Source organism: Klebsiella sp. JB_Kp042, assembly GCF_040065275.1.
GTDB lineage: Bacteria > Pseudomonadota > Gammaproteobacteria > Enterobacterales > Enterobacteriaceae > Klebsiella > Klebsiella quasipneumoniae.
On record NZ_JBEAJL010000018.1, the window covers coordinates 21,936 to 44,124 of the forward strand.

The window sequence follows — 22,189 nt, forward strand, 5'->3', positions numbered from 1 at the left end:
GAACCGGTGGTTCGTTTAGCCGGCAAAACGCCGTTCTGCTACGCCGGTCACGCCCAGGTCGTAAATGGCGAACAGGCTACCGCGCAGCTGATTGTCTTCCGGGAAGCGCGGCAGGGGCGGCTGTGCCATGGAGGTGACGTACAGCACGTCGAGGTTTTCGCCGCCGAACATAACGCTGGTCACTTTTTTCACCGGCATCTCAATGATGCGATCGATCTTGCCCTCCGGCGTGTAGCGCACCAGCTTGCCCGCGTAGACCAGCGCGTTCCACAGATAGCCTTCGCTGTCCACGGTGGCGCCATCCGCCGCGCCGCCTTCGCTGCTATCGACACGGCAAAAGACTCGTTCACCGGAGAGATCGCCGGTCGCGGTGTTGTAGTCCCAGGCGCAGATTTCGCCCGTCCAGGTATCGGCAAAATAGAACGTCTCGCCAGAGGGGCTCCAGCAGGGGGCGTTAGAGACGATGATATTTTTCTTCAGCACGTGTAGTGACAGATCGGCGTCCAGGCGATATAGCGCGCCGCTCGGCTCCTCTTCACGCATATCCATCGATCCGAACAGAAAACGTCCCTGACGATCGACTTTGCCGTCGTTGAGCCGGTTAAAGGGCCGGTCCGCTTCCGGATGGTGCAGCAGCGTCAGCTCGCCGCTGGCGAAGTCGAGCAGATGCACGCCATTCTGGAGCGCCACCACCGCGCCTTCGCCGTTCTGGCGCAGGGCGAACGAGCCAATTTTCTGCCGCACGTCCCAGCTCTTAATCGCGCCGCCCTGCGCGTTGCAGGCGAACAGGCGCCCGTCAAGGCTGTCCACCCACCAAAGACGCTGCTGTTCGACATCCCAGACCGGGCTTTCGCCGAGTCGAGTTTTTAAATCCAGTAACACTTCAATGCGCATAAGGACCTCCTGATTACGCTTTTTCGCCGCCGGCTTGTTTTGCCGATGCTCTGCCAGGGGATGACGAACTTTTGATGAACAGAGACACCAGCGCGCCGATGATCAGTAGCGCGACGGCGAACCATAAGCCGGACGTTGCCGCGCCGGTGCGATCCTCAAACGCGCCGAGAATAAACGGCCCGAGAAAGCCCCCGCACAGCCCGAGGCAGTTAAGCAGGCCGAAGCTGCCCGCCAGCATATGCCCGCTCATGATCGAGGGGAGCCAGTTAAAAATGATGGATTGCATGGCGAAGAACATGAAGGCGGCCAGCGAGAAGCCAAGCAGCGCCACGCCGTGGCCGGCAATCGCGCCAATCGCCATGCCGGTCGCCATGACCAGATATCCGGCCATCAGCATGCTGCGCGAACGCTGTTCCGTCCGGGCGAAACGCGGCAGCAGGATCCCGCCAGCGGCGGCTGCGATCCACGGGATGGCGGTCAGCAGACCGATCTGCAGCGGAGTAAGCTGGCCCCAGCTACCGATGATCCCCGGCAGGAAATAACTCAGGCCGTAAACCGAAAACTGATGGGTAAAGTAAATCAGCACCAGTAACAAAAACACCCGGGTGGTGAGCGCGGTTTTCAGGGAAAATCGGCTTGGCGTATGGCGCGTCTCCTCGGCTTCTTTCTCCAGTACCGCGTTGATAGCCTGCACGTCGTCGCTGTCCAGCCAGCGGGCGTCGGCGGGTTTATCCGGCAGTCTGCGCCAGACGACGAAAGCCAGCGCTATCGCGGGCAGCCCTTCGATAAAGAACATCCACTGCCAGCCGTGCCAGCCGGACATGCCATCAAGGCTTAATAACAAACCGCCCAGCGGCGCGCCGATAATGTTGGCCAGGCAGACCCCCAGCAGGAACAGACCGGTGGCTTTAGCGCGCTCTTCGCGGCCAAACCAGAGGGTCAGGTAGTAAATAATGCCCGGATAGAGCCCCGCTTCGGCAGCGCCGAGCAAAAGGCGCATCACGTAAAAGGACGTAGGCCCGGTGACAAACGCCATACCGCAGGAGATGATCCCCCAGGTGATCATGATGCGGGCGATCCAGCGCCGCGCGCCAATCCGGGTTAAAAACAGGTTGCTGGGGATCTCCAGCACCGCGTAAGTGAGAAAAAACAACCCGGCCCCGAGGCCGAATGCGGTTGCGGAAAGGCCGATATCCACCGACATGGTCGCTTTCGCCATGCCAATATTGGTGCGATCAATAAAGCTGATGATGTACGCCACGATAAGCAGCGGCATCAAATGGCGGTAGATCTTTTTATGGGTGCGCTGTAGCGGCGTCCCGTTTACCGCCTTTTCATTTATTGCGGACATGGTTATTATTTCCCCGTATTCGTGGTCAGAAGCCTTGCCGGGATCGAGACGATCCCGTTCGTCAGCTCACAGGTTGTCGCCGGGTGCTGACCCGAACGACGCCCGGCCCGAAGCCCCACTTCGGGCCGTCTTTCCCTAAGCGCCTTCGCGCTCGAACAGCATAGAAATCCCCTGGCCGCCGCCGATGCACATGGTGACCAGACCGGTGCGCGCGCCGCTGCGCGCCATTTCATACATCAGTTTGACCGGCAGGATCGCACCGCTGGCGCCCACCGGGTGGCCGAGGGCGATCGCGCCGCCGTTGACGTTAACGCGGGCTGGATCGAGACGCAGATCGTTCATCACCGCCAGCGCCTGGGCGGCGAAGGCCTCATTGAGTTCAATTAAATCGATGGCGTGAACATCCATATTGAGACGGTCCATCAGGCGTCGGGTGGCGGGAGAGGGGCCAAACCCCATAATCTCCGCGCCGCAGCCGGCGACCGCCCAGCCGCGAATACGCATGCGCGGGGTTAAGCCGCGTTTTTCCGCCTGCTGACGGGTCATCAACACCAGGGCGGCCGCGCCGTCGTTAATGCCCGATGAGTTTGCCGCCGTCACCATGCCATCGGCTTTAAAGGCCGGACGCAGCGTGGCGAGTTTTTCACGCGGGGTGTCGCGCGGGTGTTCATCGGTCGCGAACAGGCGGGTTGCTTTTTTGCCGTCCGGCACTTCAAGGGCCAGGATCTGTTCGCGGAAGCGACCCTCGGCGATCGCCTTCAGCGCCTTTTGCTGGCTCGACCAGGCGAAATCGTCCATCTCTTCGCGGGTAATGCCGAAGCGTTGCGCGACGTTTTCCGCGGTGATGCCGTTGTGATAAGGCCCTTCCGGCCAGGTAAGGATAGAGATCAGCCCATCTTCCAGCTCGCCGTGGCCCATGCGATAGCCATCGCGCGCTTTGCGCAGGTAGTAGGGCAGCTGGGTCATATTTTCCGTTCCGCAGGCGACGACCACCTCGGCCTGGCCGCTTTGCAGCTGCATCATGCCGTCCGCCAGGGCCTGCAGTCCGGAGCCGCACTGGCGGTTCACCGAATACGCGGCGCTCTCCTGCGGGATCCCCGCCCGCAGCTGACAGATGCGGGCGATAAAACCGCTTTCGGCGATTTGCCCGACGTTGCCGACGATCGTTTCGTCGATATCCTGCGGCGCAAGTCCGGCGCGGGCGATCGCTTCGCGAATGACCGCTGCTCCGAGGTCATGCTGGTGGGTATGCTTAAGACTGCCGTTAAACGTGCCAATAGCGGTACGGACGCCGCTGACAACCACAATATCATTAGCCTGTGTCATCGTTTTTCTCCTTACAGCACCATGCCGCCGCCGACGTTAATCACTTCACCGTTGATATAGCGCGCGCCGTCAGACGCCAGAAACGCCACGCACTCGCCAACGTCTTTCGCTTCCCCGGCGTAGCCCGCAGGGATTTTGTTGATCATGATTTGCCAGACGTTTTCCGGGACGCCGCGCGTCATATCGGTATCGATAAAGCCCGGGCAGATGGCATTAACCGTGACGCCTTTTTTCGCCAGTTCGCGGCAGGCGGTTTTGGTCATTCCCACCACGCCGGCTTTTGACGCCGAATAGTTGGTTTGTCCGACGTTGCCAAGCCAGCTGGCGGAAGCGATATTGATAATGCGGCCCGCGCCGCGCTCGCGCATGCGGATGGCGGCCTGCTGCATACAGAGAAAAGTGCCCTTCAGATTGACATCGATCACCGTGTCCCAGTCCGCTTCGGAGAGTTTGTGCAGCATGGCGTCGCGGTTGATTCCGGCGTTATTCACCACAATATCCACCGGGCCAAACGCCTCTTCGGCCAGGGAAAACAGCGCTTCGACCTGCGCTTTTTCACCGATATTGCAGCTGATAAACAGCGCCTGTGCGCCCGATTCGCGCAGGGACGCGGCGGCGGCTTCGCCGTGCGCGTCGCGATCGGCGATGATCACTCGCGCGCCTTCCCGCGCAAGCACCTGAGCAATGCCAAAGCCGATACCGCGCGCGGCGCCGGTAACAATGGCGGTTTTACTGGCAAGTTTCATAGCTAATTTCCTTGTAAGTCAGAGGATGAATTCCGGGACAGATGTTCCGCGAGGCCGCAGGGCTGCGGGGTGAACAAGCGACTGTCCATAACCTGAAGATCCGCGGCGATCGCCGGACGAAAATCCATATGCGCCAGGATGTCGCGCTCAAGATCGATACCGGGGGCGATTTCCGTCAGCACCGGCCCCTCCGGGCGTAGTTCGAAAACTGCCCGCTCAGTGACGTAATGCATAGTTTGTCCTTTGGCGCGGGCCAGCTCGCCGTTGTAAGAAATCTGATTAACCCCGGCGACGAATTTACGTACCTCGCCTTCGCGCCGGATATGCAGGGCCCCTTGTTCACAGGCGATCTCCAGCCCTTTGGCGGTAAAAGAGGAGCAGAACACGACGTGGCGGGCATTCTGGGTGATATCGATAAAACCGCCCGCGCCGGGGCAGGATGCGCCGAGCCGCGTGGCGTTGACGTGGCCGTGCGGGTCCATCTCGCCGGCGCCCATAAAGGTGATATCGACCCCCGCGCCGTTGTAATAAAGCATTTGATCCTGGTGGCTTATCATCGCGCTCAGGTTACGACCAATGCCGAAATCAACGCCGCCCGCCTGCTGCCCGCCGTAGATCCCTGATTCCACGGTGATGGTGACCTGCTCGCCGAGCCGTTCTTCGTGAATGATGGCGCCAATAACATCATTGGGAATGCCGGTGCCGAGATTGATGACGCAGCCTGGCGTCAGGTAGCGGCAGGCAATTCGTCCGATAAGCTTGCGCAGGTCGAGCGGCAGCGGCGCGTTCTGCGCGGCGGGTAGCTGGATATCGCCGCACAGCGCCGGATCGAAGTCCCAGCTGGAGGTCTGGCGATGATCCGCTTGCGGCTCTTCGCACACCACAATGGCGTCGATCAGGTTACCGGGAACGGTGATGCTTTTCGGATGCAGCGAGCCTTTCGCCACGCGATATTTCACCTGCGCCAGCACCTTCGCCCCATAGCGTCTGGCGGCGAGAACCGCGTGCAGAACTTCCAGCTTCATCACCTCTTCATCGGTCGTGAGGTTGCCCTCTTCATCAGCATGGGTGCCGCGCACAATGACCACGTCCAGCGGAATGGCCGGGTAGAACAGATATTCGTCGCCGCGAAACGTCACGTGCTCGATCAGATCGGACCGTTCGCGGGTGCGGGCGTTCATCCGCCCGCCTTCCATTCGCGGATCGACAAAGGTACCGAGCCCGACGGGGGAAAGCCGCCCGGTAAGCCCGGCGGCCATCGCGCTATAGAGATGGACGATCTGCCCCTGCGGCAGGCACCAGGCTTCCACTTCGTTGTTGTTGATCATCGCCATCCAGCGCGGCGCCAGGCCCCAGTGCGAGCCGATAAGCCGCGTCACCATACCCGGATGGGCGAAGTGCTGGATGCCGCGCTGGCGATCGCTTTGCCCAGCGGCATGCAGCAGCGTCAGGTCGCGCGGTTCGCCCGCGGTCAGAAAGCGCGCTTCGATAGCGCTTAAAATGGACTCCGCCGCGCCGATAAGCGTCATCCCGACGGTGCAGACGGTGTCGCCGCTGGCGACCCACTGTGCCGCTTGATGGGCGTCGATAAATTTGCTGCTCACTTTTTATCCTCCGTTGATAGCGTGATGATGGATTCTGCAAGGCGCATTTTGAGCTGCTGTTTGCTCACTTTGCCGTTGTGGGTACGCGGTAAAGCACGGGTGAAAATAATGCGCGCCGGCAGCTTAAAGCGGGCGATTCTGACCTTCAGCCAGCTGAGGATCTCTTCGCTGGTCAGGTGGTGCTGGCCATCCGGCACGATAAACGCCACGGGCTCTTCGCCATAGACCGGGCTGGGGGTCGGGATGACGGCAACTTCCCGTACACCCCGGTAGGTAGAGAGAATGTTTTCCAGCTCCAGCGAGTAAATTTTCTCGCCGCCGCGATTGATCATGTCCTTGCTGCGGTCTTTGATGTACAGCCAGCCTTCGTCGTCGAGATAGCCCAGATCGCCGGTACAAAACCAGCCCTGCGCATCGCAGCTCGGGCGTCGTTCGCTGTGCTGCCAGTATTCGCGGATCACCACATCGCCTTTTAGCCAGATATGGCCGATATGCCCGGCGGGGAGGGGCTGCTGGCGATCGTTGCGGATCGTAATGGCGAGGCCGGGGATCGCCTGGCCCGAGCTGCCGCATTTATCGCTGCCCCAGACGTCGCCGGGAAAAATGGTCGCGGGCGAGGTCGTTTCAGTGAGGCCGTAGATCGGCTGAATTGCGGTATGCGGAAACAGGGTTTTTAACTCCCTGATCAGTCCGTCGCTCAGGTGGCCCGCGCCGCAGGCAATCGTGCGCAGGGCGGGAAAATCGCCGGGATGGCTGGCGCTCTGCTCGCGCGCCGCCTGGCAAAGGAGGATAAAAATGGTGGGCGAGCCGTGCAGAAAGGTAATGTTCTGTTCGCGCAGAGTGTTGATCACCTGCGGGGCATTGAACCGGTGCTGCAGCCAGATGCTCGCGCCCAGGCTAATAAACAGCGCCAGCAGCGCCGACAGGCCGGTGATGTGATAGACAGGCACCGCCAGAATGGTGCTATCCGCGGCGGTGAGATTCAGTTTTTGCGTATAGGCGTCAATCGCGCAGAGCAGGTTATTGTGCGTGATAATCGCCCCTTTAGGCTCTCCAGTGGTTCCGGAGGTGAACATCATGACCGCCGTATCGTCGCGGTTAACCGGGACCGGCTGGTGGGTCAGCGGTTCGGGAAGGCTGAGCGCCTGCCATTCGCTAAGTGAAACCGCACGCGCGTCCGGGGTGTGTTTCAGCCAGTCCTGCACGGTCGCATCGAACAGAACAACCCGGGGAGCGATATGGCCTACCAGCTCTTCGCTTTCGGCCTGCTTAAGTTTGGTGCTGAAAGGCACCACTTCGATGCCCAGACCAAGTGCGGCAAAAAGGATTTCGCAAAAAGCGGGGTGATTCCCCCAGGCCAGCAGAATACGGTCGCCTTTGCGCAGCGACCAGCCGCGATCAAGCTGCGCCATCGCCCGCTGTACCCGCAGATGAAAATCGCGGTACAGATAGCGCCGGTCCTCAAACGCCAGCGCCAGGGCATCCGGGCTGCGGGCAGCACTGTGACTCAGGGCCTGGTACAGATTCTGGAAGTCGGCGGAGGTGCTCTTCATGTGTCTCTCCTGATATCGCGTATTGAGTAGGAGTAGTCTGGGGAAATTCAGGAGAGGAAATTGCCGAATGGCTCACAATAGAAAATCAACAAAACAGAAGCAATTTTGTAACATTGCACAATGGGCGGGAGAGGCCGGGTGGAGGGAGAAAATCTGGAATCAGGCAGGCTTTTGTAAAGCCTGAGGAAGCCCGCTTTTAGACCCGTATTAACCGGGCCTAAAAGGGAGAAGGGGATCAGGCCGGCCGCTTAGCGCTTAAAAGCATCGAACTCGAGCCGTTCGCCATCGGGGCCGCGAATAAGCAGGAAGCGCATGTTGTCTTCTTCTATCGGCCCTTCATCGAGCGGATAACCGAGCGCCGCCAGCCGCTGCTGCACCGCATCCAGGTCGCGGACTTCCAGCGCCAGATGATCGATACCGCAGCGAGGAGCGTCAAAGGGCGTTCCTGCGGGAAGCTGATACAGCTCGAGGACGGCGCCCGCCATTTCCAGGAACGCGACTTCAATATTGCCCTGCGGCGACGGCTTGCTAAACCGCTGCTGGCGCTGAAAGCCCAGCGGTTCATAGAAGGCAAGCGAACGCGTTAAGTCACTGACCTGATAGCCAATATGAGCAATCGTGTTGATAAGTTCGCGCATGTTATACCCCCTTACGCACGCACCAGAAACCGTAGAAAGCGACATACACAAAGCACAGGAGCGGAGCGATAAAGGCGATTTGCATATTGCCGCCGTTCATATCCGAGATAATGCCCATCACCAGCGGAATAACGGCCCCGCCGATAATCGACATCACCACGATTGAGCCTGCGGTCTGGGTATCTTTCCCCATCCCTTTGATCACCAGACCAAAGTTCGTCGGCCAGCATGGCGCCATACAGAAGCTGACCAGAATGAGCGCATAGACCGCCAGCATTGAACTGCTGAATACGGCAACCAATAAAAGGACAGTGGCGGCCAGGGCAAAGCTACCGAGCAGCAGCGCCGGGTTCAGGCGGTTCATCAACCAGGTGGCCACGGTTTTACCCACCGCGTAAATCACCAGAGAAGCCAGCAGCCAGTAAGTCGCGGAGTGCTCGCTGGTGCCCTGCTGCACGAGCTGCACAAAGCGAATCGTGAAGCTCCATACGCCAACCTGGGCGCCGACGTACAAAAACTGCGACAGGATCCCGAGGCGAAAGCGCGGGATAGCAAACAGGCGTTTCAGCGTAGGTCCCATGCTTTCCGTCGGGAGTTGTTGCTGCTGAGAGGGCGTGCCCTTGCACGACGGGAATTTAATAAACACGAACACCAGCGCCAGCACCACCAGCACGGAGCCGATAATCAGATAGGGTCCGACCACCTGGCCGACCATTTGATGGCGCGCAGCGTCCGCGGCGGCGGCGGGCATCGCCAGCAGCTGTTCATGGCTCGGATCGTTCTCGCCAAACACCATCACCTGGCCAATCAGCACGCCGGAAATCACGCCCAGCGAGTTGAAGATCTGCGAAAAGTTAATGCGCTGGGTGGAGGATTGAATCGGGCCCAGCAGGCTTGAATAGGTGTTTGCCGATGTTTCCAGAAAAGAGAGTCCGCAGGCGATCACCCCCAGGCAGGCGAGGAACGCGCCGTAGGTCATGATCTGCGCGGCCGGAACGAACAGGAAGCAGCCGAGGGCGTACAGGCACAGCCCAATAATGATCGCCGCTTTATAGGAATAACGCTTTATCAGCGCCGCCGCAGGCAGGGCGACAAAAAAGTAGCCGAGGAAAAAAATCGACTGCACCAGCGCCGTCTGGGTATCCGTTAAATCGAAGCCCTTTTTAAACTGGGCGATCAAAATATCATTCAGGTTGCCCGCCATCCCCCATAGCGCAAACAGGCAACAGACCAGTAAAAATTGCAGCCAGGGGGTATGCGGTAAATACGCGCTGGTGTCCAGTTTTTCATTGTGGACCGCCGCTTTATCGACCTTATCCGTGATTAGCGTACTCATTGAGCTATCCTCTTAATGGTTTTTATACAGTAGGGTTTATGCCATTTCATAATCAGAGGCGGCACGCAAAAGCCGTTCTCGTGCCTCCTGGTACTCAGGTAAAGATGATGCGCCCTGCTTTTCGACGCTGACGGCGGCGTAGGCCGCCGCAAATCGGGCTGCGGCATGCAGCGGCTCGCCGCAGGCCAGTCGCGCCGCCAGCGCGCCGTTGAAGGCATCGCCCGCGCCGGTGGTATCGCGGGGATGAGAAGGAAAGCACGGAATAGGGGATTTCACGCCCTGCTCGCTCAGCAGGGCGCCCTTTGCGCCGAGGGTGATAATGACGTTGCGCGCGCCCTGAGCATGCAGCGCATCGGCGGCCTCGGCCGCGGCCGCCAGAGAGTCAACCCGGCGCCCGGTCATTAACCCGGCCTCCGTGGCGTTCGGCGTGAGCAGATCCACTTTGCTTAGAAAGGCGTGCTCAACGGGCTGCCAGGGCGCAGGATTGAGCACCACGAAGGCCCCGGCCTCTTTGCCGGCGTCAACGACCTGCTCAATGGCGGAAAGATTGTTCTCCAGCTGAACCAGCACCACATCCGCGCAGCCGATAGCGGGAATGCAGCCGGCGATTTCATCATCGGTCACCGTCATATTCGCGCCGGGGTCGACGGCAATCATGTTTTCGGCATCATTGCCGGCCACATAAATCAGCGCGTTGCCGGTGGGGACGTCTTCGGCGACCAGCAGCGTCACGGCATTGAAGCCCACGCCTTTAAGATGACGGCGGGCAAAATGGCCGAAGGTATCATTGCCAATCTTGCCGATATAGTGGACATTCGCCCCCGCTTTTAGCGCGGCGGTGGACTGGTTCGCCCCTTTCCCCCCGGCGCTGGTCATACTCCCGCAGGCCACTAACGACTCGCCCGGTACCGGAAAGCGCTCCACCCTGGCAACCATGTCGAAATTGAATGAACCAAAAACACAGACTTTTCCTGACATCATTCGCTCCTTTATACGAGCTCGGGGGAGTGCAGCGCGGCGGACAGATCGCGGGACATTTTTTCCCAGGCCTGCTCAAGCGGCATATCCGGTCGGAATAAACCGCTGCTGCCCATGACCAATATCTGCGCCCCGGCTCCCAGCAGCTCGCGGTAGGTGTTGCGATTGCATGAGCCGTCGACTTCCAGCAAGAAGCTGAGGTTGCCGCTCTCTTTTAGCTGATGAAGCTGCGCGATTTTGGCGAGCATTTCGGGAATAAAAGGCTGACCGGCATAGCCTGGATCGACGGTCATCACCGTCACCTTATCGAGCAGATGCAGATAGTGCTGGATGCTCTCAACCGGCGTGGCGGGATTGAGCACCACGCCCACCTCTTTCCCCGCCTGGCGAAGCATATTGATGAGCCGGAAGGCTTCGCGGCAGATGGTTTCCGGATGCAGTGAAATAGCGTCAGCGCCGACTTCTATCAGCGACGGGATAAACGAGGCGGGCTCTTCGACCATCAGGTGGACATCGATGGGAAGCGATGTGTAGGGACGAATTTGCGCCACAAAGCTGGCCGATAGCGCCAGATTTTTGACATAGTGGCCGTCCATTATGTCGACATGCAGCCTGTCGGCTTTGCCGTTTAAAAAGTGCAGCTGTTCCGTCAGCTTCATCATGTCCATACACATGAGCGAGGGAGAAAGGTAATAACGCATAAGGCCTCATTTATTCCGGTAGTGGCTGATTTCAGGCAAAGTCTGGCCCTGCCGCGGGAAGCAGCGTTTCGACATTGCGCGTATTAACCGTCACGTCATGACGGCGTACTCAGGCGATTTGTAGGCCGACGTTATGCCAGGTCATCTCTTTTTCCAGCAGCGGATCGACAAACTTTTCGGTCACCAGACAGTCCAGCTCGCCCAATCCGCCGATGCGGGCGACGCCTGTTCGCCCCAGCTTGCTGCCGTCGACCAATGCTATGGTCTGACAGGCCGCCAGCATCATCTGTTTCAGCAGGGCGGCGTGGGCTTCCGTACCCGCATACAAGCCGCTATCGCGCTCCAGACCCTGGCAGGAGAAAAAGAGCGTATCGATAGCATACTCGCGTAGCGTTCGTGAGGCGGTTTCCCCGAAGAACGACTCTTCGGTCGGGGAGAAGTCGCCCCCCAGCCCCACGAGATGCAACGAGCGTCGGCTCATCAGGGTTTGTAAGATGCGGATGGAGGGCGTAATAACCGTTAACGCCATCTCCGGCATCTGCCTGGCCAAAAACCAGCTGGTGCTGCTGCCGTCCAGGACGATGGTCTTTCCCGGCTGGAGAAACTGCAGCGCTTTACGGGCCACGCGCATTTTGCCTTCGCTGTGCAGCAGCGTTCTTTGCTGAAAGCTTCCCTGGCTGTCTTCGACCGGCAGGGCGGACGCCGCCGACCTCATGGCGGAGCCGTCCTTCGTACCCGAGCGAGCTTCGAACAGGCGTCGGACGCCCGCGAAATTGTTAATTTCAGCGCGAAAGAACGGATCGGCCAACGCGCGGCGGCGCTGGTTGAGGATGGCGATATAATCGTGCTGGATACCGGTACCACGACGCTGCATATCGCGCGCAATATTCGTGACAGACAGAACGTCACGGTGGTTACCAATGATTACCAAATCGCCCGGGAGCTTGAGGCCAGTGCCTCGATTCAAACTATTCTGCTGGGGGGGATCGTTAAGAAGGGATACCACTGCGTGGTAGCGATCAACGGACGTTCCATTCTCGACACGCTAAACGTCGATAAAGCATTTATGGGCACCAATTCGCTGTCGCTGAAACACGGCGCCTGCGTGGCCGATATCATGCTAGCAGAAACGAAACGAGGCATGGTGGAACACGCCAGTCAGGTGATTATTGTCTGCGACTACAGCAAGCTGAATAACACCTCGCTTGCCCAATTTACCGCCGCAGATCGAATTGACACGGTGGTGGTGGATCGGCTGCCTGATGACGTTCAGGCGTATCGTAATGCCGGCATTCAGGTAATTTCTCTAGATGAAGAGAATCTTCTCTAGCGCGTAGTTCAGGCGGTATCAAATATCAGGTGGGCCGTAAAACCCCGTCCATCTGGGCGGGGTTTTACGGCGCGTTTTACCGAGTCACGTGAAGAGGAGCGATACAGAAGAGTGGATGCGATATGTGGTGTATATTCCTCCAATCGACAATTTAACATAATATACATTATGCGCACTTGGATTGTCAGCACAAAGCGTTATTGTCGTCTCAGCACAATTCACACGCGTCGTGTACGCTAAGCCTTCATTTTGCTCAGCACAGGACCGCGATCTTATGTTGGTGACTATGACAGACAAAGAACTTTACCGGCTTGGCATCATTCAGCGAGTATTTGACCGGGCTTTGCTTCAGCGCGACGCTGCAGATATTCTTGAACTCAGTGTTCGTCAGGTGCAGCGTCTTGTGCGCCTGTACCGGACAGATGGCGCAACCGCGTTTGCATCTTCCCGCCGTGGACGTCCTGCAAACAACCGGATCGATGAAGAAACACGCTGTAAAGCCCTGGATTTGATCCGGTGCCACTATTCAGATTTTGGCCCAACGCTCGCAACCGAAAAACTGGCTGAACGCCATCATATTCATCTCTCTGTTGAAACCGTCCGTAACTGGATGACAGCCGAAGGTCTCTGGCGTCCTCATTACCGCCGGCGAACCCGGGTTTACCAGCCACGCTATCGTCGCGACTGTCTCGGCGAACTGGTTCAGATCGATGGCTCTCACCATGACTGGTTCGAAGGCAGAGCCCCAAAATGCTGTCTTCTGGTCTTCATGGATGATGCCACCGGTCGCCTGATGCACCTGCGATTCTGTGATTCAGAAAACGCGTTTGACTACATGATGGCTACCCGGCAATACATTGATAAACATGGTAAACCTGTCGCATTTTACAGCGACAAGCATGCGGTGTTCAGGGTCAGCGGACCGGAAAGCCGACGTACCGGCACAACCCAGTTCGGACGGGCTCTCCGGGAACTGGCGATCGAATTGATTTGTGCCAACAGCAGCCAGGCAAAAGGTCGCGTGGAACGGGTAAATAAAACGCTCCAGGATCGCCTGATTAAAGAGATGCGCCTGCAGAACATCAGCTCGGTTGCTGAAGCCAATCAGTGGATTGAACATTTCATGTCCGATTTTAACCGTCGTTTCTCCCGGCCGGCAAAATACCCTAAAGATCTGCACCGTCCGGTCACACAGAGTCCACTGGAGTTGAATGATATCTTCGCCTGGCAGGAGCTGCGGACCTTATCGAAAGCACTGACTTTTCAGTATGATAAAGTGATGTATATCATTGAACCCACTGAACAAAATTCGCGCATAGCAGGTGAAAAAATTACCGTTTATGATTACCCTGACGGAAGCATTGCTTTCCGGCATCTGCACCGGCCACTGGGCTATAAGATTTTCGATAAACTCGCCTGCGTTGATCAGGGTGCGGTTGTTGACAACAAACGACTGGGTGCCGTTTTGAAACTGGCGCAGCAGAAACAGGACGAGCTGGAGGCTGAAGGAAAGCGAATGCGCAGCAAAAAAATGCCCCGCAGGCGTGCCCAGGAGCGCGTACTGGAAGAGCTAAGGGCGATCAATCCGGTGCTGGCCAGCCCGCAGGATTTTGTCCCCAGCCTGAAGCGATGAGCCCTTCCCTCACCTGCAGATCTGACACGGCTGAATGATGAGAGAAAAATGGACGACAAAAAACCAGTGCTTCTGACATTACATGAAGCGTTGCGCCTGGATTTGATTGAGGCCTATGTGGCGCGGGAAATTACGCTGGCAGAAGTGGCGGAATCCATGGAGCTCACCCGTCGTCAGTGCTCCCGCCTGATTAAACGCTATTGTGAGCTGGGGCCAGCTGGTCTGGTCAGCCGGCGCCGTGGAAAGCCCGGCAACCATCAGTTAAACACCACCATCAGAGACCAGGCCCTGCAGCTTATTCGCTCACGCGGCCGGGGTATGAATCCGACAGCAATCTGGCGAATACTGACCACAGAATACAGTGTCCGGATTTCAAAAGAGACCGTTCGGAAACTGATGATTACTGAGAAAGCCTGGCATCCGCGACCATCCTCCAGGCCTGACTAAGACTAAAGAAGGAATTTTCCAGACTCTCCCAGACGTCATCTCTGACTTGTTTTGAGCACGACATTTCAACATTGGCTAGACATGGATTGTGGTGGCTGAGTTGTAAGGCCTGCTGCTGGATAAGTTGACCCGTAGATTCACCATCGAGGGATTCTGATAACGGCTCATGCAGCGGACGTTTTCACTTTGGATGAAGTTAACCGACTCAAAATCTCACTCAGGACGTTGTCGACCGGCGTCTGACCACACTTGATGGCCACACAGCGCCTGAGTATATCTGATCGCCAGTACCGACGCCTTCTGATGCACTGCCGTGAATCAGGCTCGCCAGATATCGCTAACCGCCGTTGTTGAAATCTCAGCAATAACCAGCTGCCAGATGACCTTGCACAGTACGCGCTCAATATTATCCGCGAGCGCTATACCGACTTTGGGTCTACGCTGGCGTGTGAGAAACTCGCAGAACTGTATGATGTTCATCTGTCCAAAGAGACTGTCCGTTCCCTCATGGTCAAAGCGGTTCTCTGGATACACCGCAAACAACGTGCGCCAAAAATTCAGCAGCCACGCTATCGCCGGGCCTGTTGTGGCGAACTCAGATACCTGGCAGCGCTTTTCACGTGGCGGGAGCCGCGCCGTGTTTCAAAATCCATGACTGTACAGTATGACAAAGTGCTTTATCTTATTGAAGATAATGAGTTAAGCCGCAGGGCTATCGGGAAATATATTGAGGTCTGGCCCTATTCTGAGGGGAGAAAAGAGCCACGGCCTTCCCGGACAGCTCTTCCCTACTCCATTTATACTTGAAACTGACGATGATCAGACAACATTCAAGCGCCTAAGGCGCAGGAACCCCCTGTATTGGCGAGTGATTCTTCCAATCCTTTACCTGAGAAAGCGTGAAAAAAAAGTTGCTCTCTTTCCGCAACATTTGCAAGTAATCACCTGTTATCTTGTAACCATCATATTCTACAGGAATAATGATTTCACCCTGCTCACTGATCACGCCTACCCTTTCTCCTTCTTCATCTGGCACGGTGATCAGCCAGGCGTTAATTTCATCAATATATCGCAATGCGTTACCACGAAGATGAAACCATGCCTTCCCCTGCTCATTAACCAAACTAACCGTGCCATCCTTATTGACGACGGCAAAATGGTTTTTACGGTCGGTATTGTAAAGGTATTTTGCATCAGAAATCATTACATTACCTTCTTTATTAATAAGGTGTTTTCTATCCTCCTCATCAGTAGCGATAAAGGCGCTATTCGCCCAATAAATATTTCGATAATTTGGCAGTAACAGCCATTTTTGACTAATTAGGTCGAAAATGCCCTCTTCCTTATTTTTACGTGCAATAACCAAATGCTGCTGAATAATATCAGAATAAGAGTCTGTGTCGAGTAATTTCTTACCCTTTTCGTTAAAAATTGACCAGCAAATATCCTGATGATTTTTATCTCTTAGCGAAGCGAAGATAAATGGCGGTTGTTCAATAAATATCGAATAATAGTTGCTTTTGGGCTGAGGGATAATAAGATTCCCATGGCTATCAATCAACCCCTCGTCAACGGTAAAATGGCGCTCATCACTACGCACATCTGTTCGCGACGATGAGGATTTGTATTTAAAAAGGTTTTTCCTCTCTTCTTCAGGAATAGTGTCGAGCGGACTGGTTACCAGATTGAGCTCTTTAAAAACCTGTGACAGAAACATTTTTTCTCGTTCATTACCGGCGCTCTCAGGCACACCCAGCACGAGTGTAAGTTGCTCGTCTATTTTAATCATATAAAAATAACGTGCAAAATTCTGTCCATCATAAATGAGGAAGTTACCCACACGTTTCCCTTTTGGCTTATCTCTAGCGACTAATCCTATTTCCTCGCCTTCCATCAGAGAATCAATGGAGTTAGCATAAATTTGCACATAGATATCTTCGTGGCGCTTTTGAGAAGGAAACCAAACCGGAGCAAGCATCATCATTCCATCAGGGTCATAAAAACGTTTGGGCTTTAACAACATAAGTTCCATTATCTGCCAAATCGCTTTCTGAACGTTAGATGCGTCAAAGACATCACTGACCTTTGCCTGATATTTCTCCTCCAGCGCCTGACGGGACAGCTGTAAATCATCCATTGAAATAATATTCTGCTTTCGATAGTGAGGGTCCATCGTCCTGAGGATGGTAAATTCTCTAGCGATCTGTTCCGCCGTAACGGCATGAGCTATACCGACAAGATAACGCCCACTTGCTATATCATAGCGGAAATAGAACGCTTCTAATTCCCCTTGCCTGTTGTAATAAATTGCGCCATTTTCCGTTTGGAAAAGCACCTTCTCCTGTTTTACTAACTGCTCCGCTATCGTTATTTCACTCGATTTACCGTTAAAAATGTACAGCGTGCCACCGTGCTTTTCCTGCCGATTATAGTAAGTGAAAATAGACATCTCACCCCTGTCTTGCGAGGCGAGAGGGAACGAATTGAGATTGCAGTTTCGGGTACAGTCCCCAGGTGTACGATCGACAAGGCGTATGTCCAGGGGCATTTTGATGGCAAAATCATTGCCAAGAGAGAGTGGAATGCCAAGGAAATCATCCAGCACCGGATGTTGGAAAAAATTGATATTCCGGTGCATTTGCGTTTGGTAATCGTTCTCACGCTGCTGCTGCTGCTGCTGCTGCTGACGCTTAATGAATTCGGGGGAGTCAGTGCTGACTTTTTTTAGCGTAAGCGTAATCTGGCAGGTATAAAAACCACAGTACGTAGCCTTATCCGAAAGCAGGCGTAGCTTATGTCCTTTTTCCTGCGTAAGCGCGTAGTTAACACCGTTAAATTGTACATGTTCATTGATAATATCTCCCCTAAGGTGGTTGAATGGGGTGTAATACTCCACATGTGATGACGTAAATTTGAAGTACATTTCGCTATTCTGTTTTTTAAACTGTTGGGCAATTTGTCGCTGTTGTGCAGGGCGAAACAGTATATTATCTTGCGGTTTAGTTTTGCTGTTATCAAACTCAACATTAACCTGATCAAGCAGATAGTATCCTTCATGGGTGTTATCTTTGCCATCGTATCCAGATAGTGTAACAACGACGGCGAGTATCCTAATAAATCCTTTCATTTCTATCCCTGTAATCATAACTAAAACTCAGTATAAGGATGCGCGATAAGATATCGATTTTATCGCTGTTATTACTTTAACCCTGCTGTCCAGGAAAGCAGCTTTTATGATAAATCATGATGCTTGTGACCATGTCAGATAAAGAACTCAGCCGGAGCAATGTCATTCACTCAGTTGTTATAAAAACTCATGCGCCGTCGCGATGCTGCAAAAGGACAGTAACTCCTTTATATTAAGTACATAAGCGTCGTAAAAATGTCAGCTCCGGCCTGCGCTGCGCCAATAAATCAACTAACGGATTGAGCCACTCTGGACGCTGCCATTGCGAAAAGTCAGGACAATTAGCTGTTAACATTGGGCTATTCATCAATGGATGTTCAATCATTGGTGTACTCAACCCTTGACGCGCTCGCCAGTTTTTTACCGCCTGATATTCAAATGGCCAGAGTAATAGATCCTGACGCTGAATTTCATATCCAGTTAAATAACAACGCCTATCACTATTATGAAAATCGCTCCACTCAAGATGCTTATCACATAGCGTAATCAATCCGGCGCTAACTAGATCATCATTAGATGACAATAAAATGTTTTGGCAAAAGTCAAGATAGACAGGATCAACATGCACTTGCATTGCATCCCAATTGATCGTCTCCCCGCGTTCACGCGCCATCATTTCCATCGCAAGAACACCCAATTTCTGTTTACGATAAAAAGGAACAATTTCTTTCAATACCCCCCTTTCAAACCCACGCTGAATAGCCGGATAGCAGTAAGGAACTAAAAAAATTGATTACAGGCGAATAATGTTAACCAACTCTCGCCCTGATGGCTAAACATCTCAGTATGTCCCCGCCCTTCCCTAATATCAAAATGATCACAGGCTAGCTCTATACTCCATAAAGCAAGGTTAGTACAAAGCAATGAGTTATCACCTCTCCCTGTCTTATAGCACCCATCAAAATAGAGCGAACCATTAGCTTGAAAGTGACAAAAGAATTGAGTCCGTATTAGCACCATTAGCTCATCTTCTTCTTGGTGAATTTTATCTAAATGCTTCTGAATCCATTTGTCGTTGAGCCGATAGTAGCGCTCAAAACTTTCCTCTTTCCAAAGTACATGCTTCTTAACATGGTTCACAACTTGTTTATAAGTGGGCATGATATCACCTAATAGTCCATTATATCGGTGTTGAATATATATTGTTTTGTGTTTAAGGATTTATAGCAAGGTAGAACATATTTTCTTTAACATACTTCCACAGCAGAATGTACGCGTCAAGCCACTGCCGCCTGTGATTCAGCTCAAATCGGGAGTAAATAATGAATTAGCGGCGCTAGGTCCAATATTCGTTACAATACGGTGCAGCTGCATCGCCTGCCATGCCGGTGGACGTTCGCGCAGCAGGGAGGCGCTAAGCGCTTCCATTCAGCTTCCTCCAATGCAGTCTGAGTGACTGACATAAATCCTTCACCCGGGCCTGCTCAACATCGTTCCAAAGTATACGCTTTAAGTGACAGTGTCACTTAAAGCGAGCGCCATGCATTCAGCGTTTGAATAATCTCGCGGAATAACAGAGGATAACCGCCTCGTACACGAAATGTTTCACCACCAGCAAGGAGGCTTACCATGTCCGTGAAAATTAACGCCGTGCTCGTTTGCACCCTCTCTTTCCTCCTTTCCGCCTGTTCGGGTCATGCTTCTGCGCCGGACAGCGCCGAAGACGCTCAAATATCGGCAGAAGTGGATAAGATACTTCGCGATTATCAAACGGGTGCAGACACGTCACCGCAGGCCAATGCCTCACGCTATCTGGCGCGGATCCAGGCGGCTATCTTCGCTAACATAGACCAGCCGGACTCCTGGCAAGGGCAAAAATGCTCGGTGCGCTTTACCCTGCAGCGTGACGGGACGGTGCAGGATCCGGCGGTCGAGAACGGCGATCGGCCATTCTGCGCGCAGGTGATGTCCGCGCTGAAAGTCGCCAAAATTCCGCCTGCGCCAGATGAAAAAACCTATCAAACATTCAGCCATGTCGTTCTGGACTTGAAGGCCTGAGCTTGTCCGTAGAAAGCGCCCCGGCCATCGCCAGGGCAATGGCTAAAAAGATAAGCTGACAGCATGCCTAACAGACGCTTTTTGGCGATCAGCGAGGAATGATTCAATGGTGCTTGAGTCGAGGTGATGAGCGGCAAGAGCGCCGGCTGAACGGGACAGCGCATCCAGGTGCGCTGATGATGGCCTCTTATTCATGACTCAATCTCTGATGCATGAAATCAATAAGCGCTCTTGTTTTTGCCGGCAAATAACGCCGATCGGAATACAGGGCGAACAATTGCAAGGGGGCCGCCGATTGTTCAAATTCAATTTCGATTAACCGGCCATCGTCAATATAGGGCTGGCAGGCTTGTTTCGACAGGATGGCATAACCGACGCCTGAGATGGCCGCTCGCCCTGCCATCTCCCCGCTGTTGACCCGATAACGACCGTTCACTTTAATCGTCTCGAATCCGCCCTTTTTATTCACAAACTGCCAGGGAGCGCCTTTAAGCGCATTTACCGTTGTAATACAGGGCAATTCTTCAAATTGCTGTATACGAGAAGGCGTGCCATAACGCTGGATAACGGAGGGGGCCGCAACGATGGTGCAAGGGATGGTCACCAGATGACGGGCTATGTAGTCACTGTCATCCATCTGACCACGACTCACAATGACAGCGAGATCCAGATCATCGCGCAGGGATTCATAACCAGACAAATTGGTGACGCAACTTATCTCCAGGTCCGGATGCTGACAGGCGAAATCGGCAACAATAGCCCCCAGCAATGCAGGACCGATTTCATTAGGAATACAGATACGTAATGGCCCCTTGAATTGCATTTGCCGCAACGTTAATTCGGTTTCAGTTTGCTCAAGCGCTTCCAGTAATGGCTTCGCCCGGGTATAGAGTAGATGCCCCGCCTGAGTGAGTTTCATATGTCGGGTACTGCGTTCAATAAGCTGAAGATTCAGTTTGTCTTCTAGCTGAGCAATGCAACGGCTCACATTTGATGCCGGCATTTCAAGGGCTTTCGAAGCCCTCACAAAACTGTCTCTTTCAACTACAGCGATGAAGACTTTCAGCGCATTAAAATCAAGAACTGGCCGCATCAACTATCCCACATATGATAATAATGAGTGCCATTTTTACCATCTAATCGATAAGTTTGATAGCAGTTAAGCTAGGTTATCTTTCATCATCAGGTCGCTTGCTATGCCACGGGTCACCACAACATTTAATCAAAAGGCGCTGATACGGATAGCGCTGGTCATCGCTTTTGTGCAGTTTACTAATGCGCTGGAATATATGATGTTCAGTCCTGTTTTTACATTTATGGCCGCGGATTTCGCTGTTCCCGTCTCCTTCTCAGGCTATGTATCCGGTATGTACACCTCTGGAGCCGTCCTGTCGGGAATTATCGCCTTTTACTGGGTTGACCGTTGCAATAAGAAGCGTTTTCTTATCGCTAATATGGTGCTGCTAGCCATAGCGACACTGTTGACAACATTCATAACCAGTTTTCCTCTTCTTCTTACCTTGCGATTCTTCGCAGGGCTGGTTGGAGGGACGACAATGGGGGTGGGGATCGGTATTTTGATAAACCACACGCCGGCTGACTTGCGCGGAAAAATGTTGGCGACGGTGATTGCGTCATTTTCGCTGGTAAGCGTTGTGGGGATGCCCGCTATATTATTTTTGTGTACTCATTACGGTTGGCATGTCGCGTTGTGGTTAATCAGCACGCTCTGTTTTTTGGCATTGCCATTGATCGTCACTGTCATCCCTCAGGACCCAGTCACTTTCGACACGCCTCACGCGCTGCCCCTCGATGTTGATACTTTACTGTTTGCTTCCGGTAATGCGCTGGTACAGTTTAGTCCAATGCTGATCATTCCTGTTCTGGCGCCGTTAATGACGCAGCTGTTGGGGGCTTCTGAAGGCCTGCTGCCCTGGCTGTTCTTCGGCGGGGGACTGGCGGGGTATCTGTCTACAAGAATGACAGGGGCATTAACCTCTCGTTTTTCTGCATTGAGTTTGGCGACCGGGTCAACCCTCGTTTTTATTCTGAGCTTGCTGATACCCTTCCTGGGCTATCCGCATCCGGCGCTGTTTATGACGTTATTTCTCGGGGCAGCTTACAGTCGTCTGGTTTCATCTTCGGCGGTTACGATTCAGTTTCCTGATAACAACCAACGAGCGGGATTCTCTTCATTACAGACGTCCATGATGTATCTGATGACGACTGCCGCATTTTTCCTGTCCGCTTTTCTGTTACCTGACCATCGCATGGCGCTCCAGAATATGGACAGGTTGCTGGCGCTATGTGCAATTTCCGCATCAGGATCCCCAATTATTATCATCATTTTGCAAAAGAAACTGGCTAAGCGGACGATCCCGCCCGATCGGCGCACCACTGGGTAGAACATGGCGCGCCCTGCCCTGGGCATTAAAAATGATCATTGACCCTGGTGTGGTCGCTAAAT

At 54.2% G+C, this 22,189-nt stretch carries 16 protein-coding genes and 4 pseudogenes; 6 read left to right on the forward strand and 14 right to left on the reverse strand.

What is annotated here, in order from left to right; genetic code table 11:
- Positions 1 to 15 precede the first annotated feature (15 nt).
- The 11 genes and pseudogenes from ABLV54_RS06535 to ABLV54_RS06585 form a co-directional block, all read right to left on the reverse strand.
- Complete coding sequence (locus ABLV54_RS06535; protein ID WP_050534235.1) at positions 16 to 894, reverse strand: SMP-30/gluconolactonase/LRE family protein; 879 nt, start codon at positions 892 to 894, stop codon at positions 16 to 18.
- 13 nt (positions 895 to 907) lie between these two features.
- Positions 908 to 2,245, reverse strand: a complete 1,338-nt coding sequence (locus tag ABLV54_RS06540; protein WP_004105428.1) for an MFS transporter — start codon at positions 2,243 to 2,245, stop codon at positions 908 to 910.
- Between the two features lie 135 nt (positions 2,246 to 2,380).
- Positions 2,381 to 3,571, reverse strand: coding sequence for a thiolase family protein (locus ABLV54_RS06545; protein WP_050534236.1), 1,191 nt, complete (start codon positions 3,569 to 3,571; stop codon positions 2,381 to 2,383).
- 11 nt (positions 3,572 to 3,582) lie between these two features.
- Positions 3,583 to 4,317, reverse strand: a complete 735-nt coding sequence (fabG, locus tag ABLV54_RS06550; protein WP_050534237.1) for a 3-oxoacyl-ACP reductase FabG — start codon at positions 4,315 to 4,317, stop codon at positions 3,583 to 3,585.
- 2 nt (positions 4,318 to 4,319) lie between these two features.
- A complete protein-coding gene (locus tag ABLV54_RS06555) occupies positions 4,320 to 5,921 on the reverse strand; it encodes a CoA-transferase (protein ID WP_050534238.1) in 1,602 nt (533 codons plus the stop codon).
- Entirely contained in the window at positions 5,918 to 7,474 is a 1,557-nt protein-coding gene (locus ABLV54_RS06560; RefSeq protein ID WP_050534239.1) for a class I adenylate-forming enzyme family protein, read from the reverse strand. Before ABLV54_RS06560 ends, ABLV54_RS06555 begins: the two co-directional genes overlap by 4 nt.
- A gap of 248 nt (positions 7,475 to 7,722) precedes the next feature.
- Positions 7,723 to 8,112, reverse strand: coding sequence for a VOC family protein (locus ABLV54_RS06565; RefSeq protein WP_050534240.1), 390 nt, complete (start codon positions 8,110 to 8,112; stop codon positions 7,723 to 7,725).
- Between the two features lies 1 nt (position 8,113).
- Positions 8,114 to 9,448 carry an L-fucose:H+ symporter permease gene (fucP, locus tag ABLV54_RS06570; protein WP_004105419.1) on the reverse strand — a complete coding sequence of 445 codons (1,335 nt, stop codon included), beginning with the start codon at positions 9,446 to 9,448 and terminating at the stop codon, positions 8,114 to 8,116.
- A 36-nt stretch (positions 9,449 to 9,484) separates the two neighbouring features.
- On the reverse strand, positions 9,485 to 10,426 hold the full coding sequence (locus tag ABLV54_RS06575; RefSeq protein WP_226563942.1) for a ribokinase: 942 nt from the start codon (positions 10,424 to 10,426) through the stop codon (positions 9,485 to 9,487).
- An 11-nt stretch (positions 10,427 to 10,437) separates the two neighbouring features.
- Positions 10,438 to 11,127, reverse strand: a complete 690-nt coding sequence (gene alsE / locus ABLV54_RS06580; protein ID WP_348813823.1) for a D-allulose 6-phosphate 3-epimerase — start codon at positions 11,125 to 11,127, stop codon at positions 10,438 to 10,440.
- 109 nt (positions 11,128 to 11,236) lie between these two features.
- A pseudogene (locus ABLV54_RS06585) lies at positions 11,237 to 11,839 on the reverse strand (DeoR/GlpR family DNA-binding transcription regulator); the annotation flags it as partial.
- On the opposite strand from ABLV54_RS06585, the pseudogene ABLV54_RS06590 reads away from it, so the two are divergent.
- From ABLV54_RS06590 to ABLV54_RS06605, 4 genes and pseudogenes are all read left to right on the forward strand, one after another.
- Positions 11,840 to 12,457: pseudogene (locus ABLV54_RS06590) on the forward strand (DeoR/GlpR transcriptional regulator); the annotation flags it as partial.
- Between the two features lie 286 nt (positions 12,458 to 12,743).
- Entirely contained in the window at positions 12,744 to 14,090 is a 1,347-nt protein-coding gene (locus ABLV54_RS06595) for an ISNCY family transposase (RefSeq protein ID WP_348813831.1), read from the forward strand.
- Between the two features lie 48 nt (positions 14,091 to 14,138).
- Entirely contained in the window at positions 14,139 to 14,537 is a 399-nt protein-coding gene (locus tag ABLV54_RS06600; protein ID WP_032422684.1) for a helix-turn-helix domain-containing protein, read from the forward strand.
- A 156-nt stretch (positions 14,538 to 14,693) separates the two neighbouring features.
- Positions 14,694 to 15,338, forward strand: a pseudogene (locus ABLV54_RS06605) (hypothetical protein); the annotation flags it as partial.
- 37 nt (positions 15,339 to 15,375) lie between these two features.
- Here the strand turns inward: ABLV54_RS06605 and ABLV54_RS06610 are convergent.
- The gene (locus tag ABLV54_RS06610; RefSeq protein WP_050534122.1) at positions 15,376 to 17,664 is read right to left on the reverse strand and encodes a hypothetical protein; all 2,289 of its coding nucleotides are present in this window, start codon (positions 17,662 to 17,664) and stop codon (positions 15,376 to 15,378) included.
- A 232-nt stretch (positions 17,665 to 17,896) separates the two neighbouring features.
- Positions 17,897 to 18,804 (reverse strand): annotated as a pseudogene (locus tag ABLV54_RS06615) (hypothetical protein).
- Positions 18,805 to 19,293: 489 nt separating this feature from the next.
- Here ABLV54_RS06615 and ABLV54_RS06620 point away from each other — a divergent pair.
- Positions 19,294 to 19,722, forward strand: coding sequence for a cell envelope integrity TolA C-terminal domain-containing protein (locus ABLV54_RS06620; RefSeq protein ID WP_032452870.1), 429 nt, complete (start codon positions 19,294 to 19,296; stop codon positions 19,720 to 19,722).
- A 187-nt stretch (positions 19,723 to 19,909) separates the two neighbouring features.
- Here the strand turns inward: ABLV54_RS06620 and ABLV54_RS06625 are convergent, their stop codons facing one another.
- Positions 19,910 to 20,815 (reverse strand): LysR family transcriptional regulator, encoded by a 906-nt coding sequence (locus ABLV54_RS06625; RefSeq protein WP_050534121.1) that lies wholly within the window; start codon positions 20,813 to 20,815, stop codon positions 19,910 to 19,912.
- 103 nt (positions 20,816 to 20,918) lie between these two features.
- Here ABLV54_RS06625 and ABLV54_RS06630 point away from each other — a divergent pair, with 103 nt between their 5' ends.
- Positions 20,919 to 22,127 (forward strand): MFS transporter, encoded by a 1,209-nt coding sequence (locus tag ABLV54_RS06630; protein ID WP_050534120.1) that lies wholly within the window; start codon positions 20,919 to 20,921, stop codon positions 22,125 to 22,127.
- The last annotated feature ends 62 nt before the right edge of the window (positions 22,128 to 22,189 follow it).

What these genes read in the sequence shown, in the direction of transcription:
- ABLV54_RS06535 (WP_050534235.1), bottom strand. Translation starts at nt 894, where the DNA reads ATGCGCATTGAAGTGTTACTGGATTTAAAAACTCGACTCGGCGAAAGC.
- ABLV54_RS06540 (WP_004105428.1), bottom strand. Translation starts at nt 2,245, where the DNA reads ATGTCCGCAATAAATGAAAAGGCGGTAAACGGGACGCCGCTACAGCGC.
- ABLV54_RS06545 (WP_050534236.1), bottom strand. Translation starts at nt 3,571, where the DNA reads ATGACACAGGCTAATGATATTGTGGTTGTCAGCGGCGTCCGTACCGCT.
- fabG (WP_050534237.1), bottom strand. Translation starts at nt 4,317, where the DNA reads ATGAAACTTGCCAGTAAAACCGCCATTGTTACCGGCGCCGCGCGCGGT.
- ABLV54_RS06560 (WP_050534239.1), bottom strand. Translation starts at nt 7,474, where the DNA reads ATGAAGAGCACCTCCGCCGACTTCCAGAATCTGTACCAGGCCCTGAGT.
- ABLV54_RS06565 (WP_050534240.1), bottom strand. Translation starts at nt 8,112, where the DNA reads ATGCGCGAACTTATCAACACGATTGCTCATATTGGCTATCAGGTCAGT.
- fucP (WP_004105419.1), bottom strand. Translation starts at nt 9,448, where the DNA reads ATGAGTACGCTAATCACGGATAAGGTCGATAAAGCGGCGGTCCACAAT.
- ABLV54_RS06575 (WP_226563942.1), bottom strand. Translation starts at nt 10,426, where the DNA reads ATGTCAGGAAAAGTCTGTGTTTTTGGTTCATTCAATTTCGACATGGTT.
- alsE (WP_348813823.1), bottom strand. Translation starts at nt 11,127, where the DNA reads ATGCGTTATTACCTTTCTCCCTCGCTCATGTGTATGGACATGATGAAG.
- ABLV54_RS06595 (WP_348813831.1), top strand. Translation starts at nt 12,744, where the DNA reads ATGACAGACAAAGAACTTTACCGGCTTGGCATCATTCAGCGAGTATTT.
- ABLV54_RS06600 (WP_032422684.1), top strand. Translation starts at nt 14,139, where the DNA reads ATGGACGACAAAAAACCAGTGCTTCTGACATTACATGAAGCGTTGCGC.
- ABLV54_RS06610 (WP_050534122.1), bottom strand. Translation starts at nt 17,664, where the DNA reads ATGAAAGGATTTATTAGGATACTCGCCGTCGTTGTTACACTATCTGGA.
- ABLV54_RS06620 (WP_032452870.1), top strand. Translation starts at nt 19,294, where the DNA reads ATGTCCGTGAAAATTAACGCCGTGCTCGTTTGCACCCTCTCTTTCCTC.
- ABLV54_RS06625 (WP_050534121.1), bottom strand. Translation starts at nt 20,815, where the DNA reads ATGCGGCCAGTTCTTGATTTTAATGCGCTGAAAGTCTTCATCGCTGTA.
- ABLV54_RS06630 (WP_050534120.1), top strand. Translation starts at nt 20,919, where the DNA reads ATGCCACGGGTCACCACAACATTTAATCAAAAGGCGCTGATACGGATA.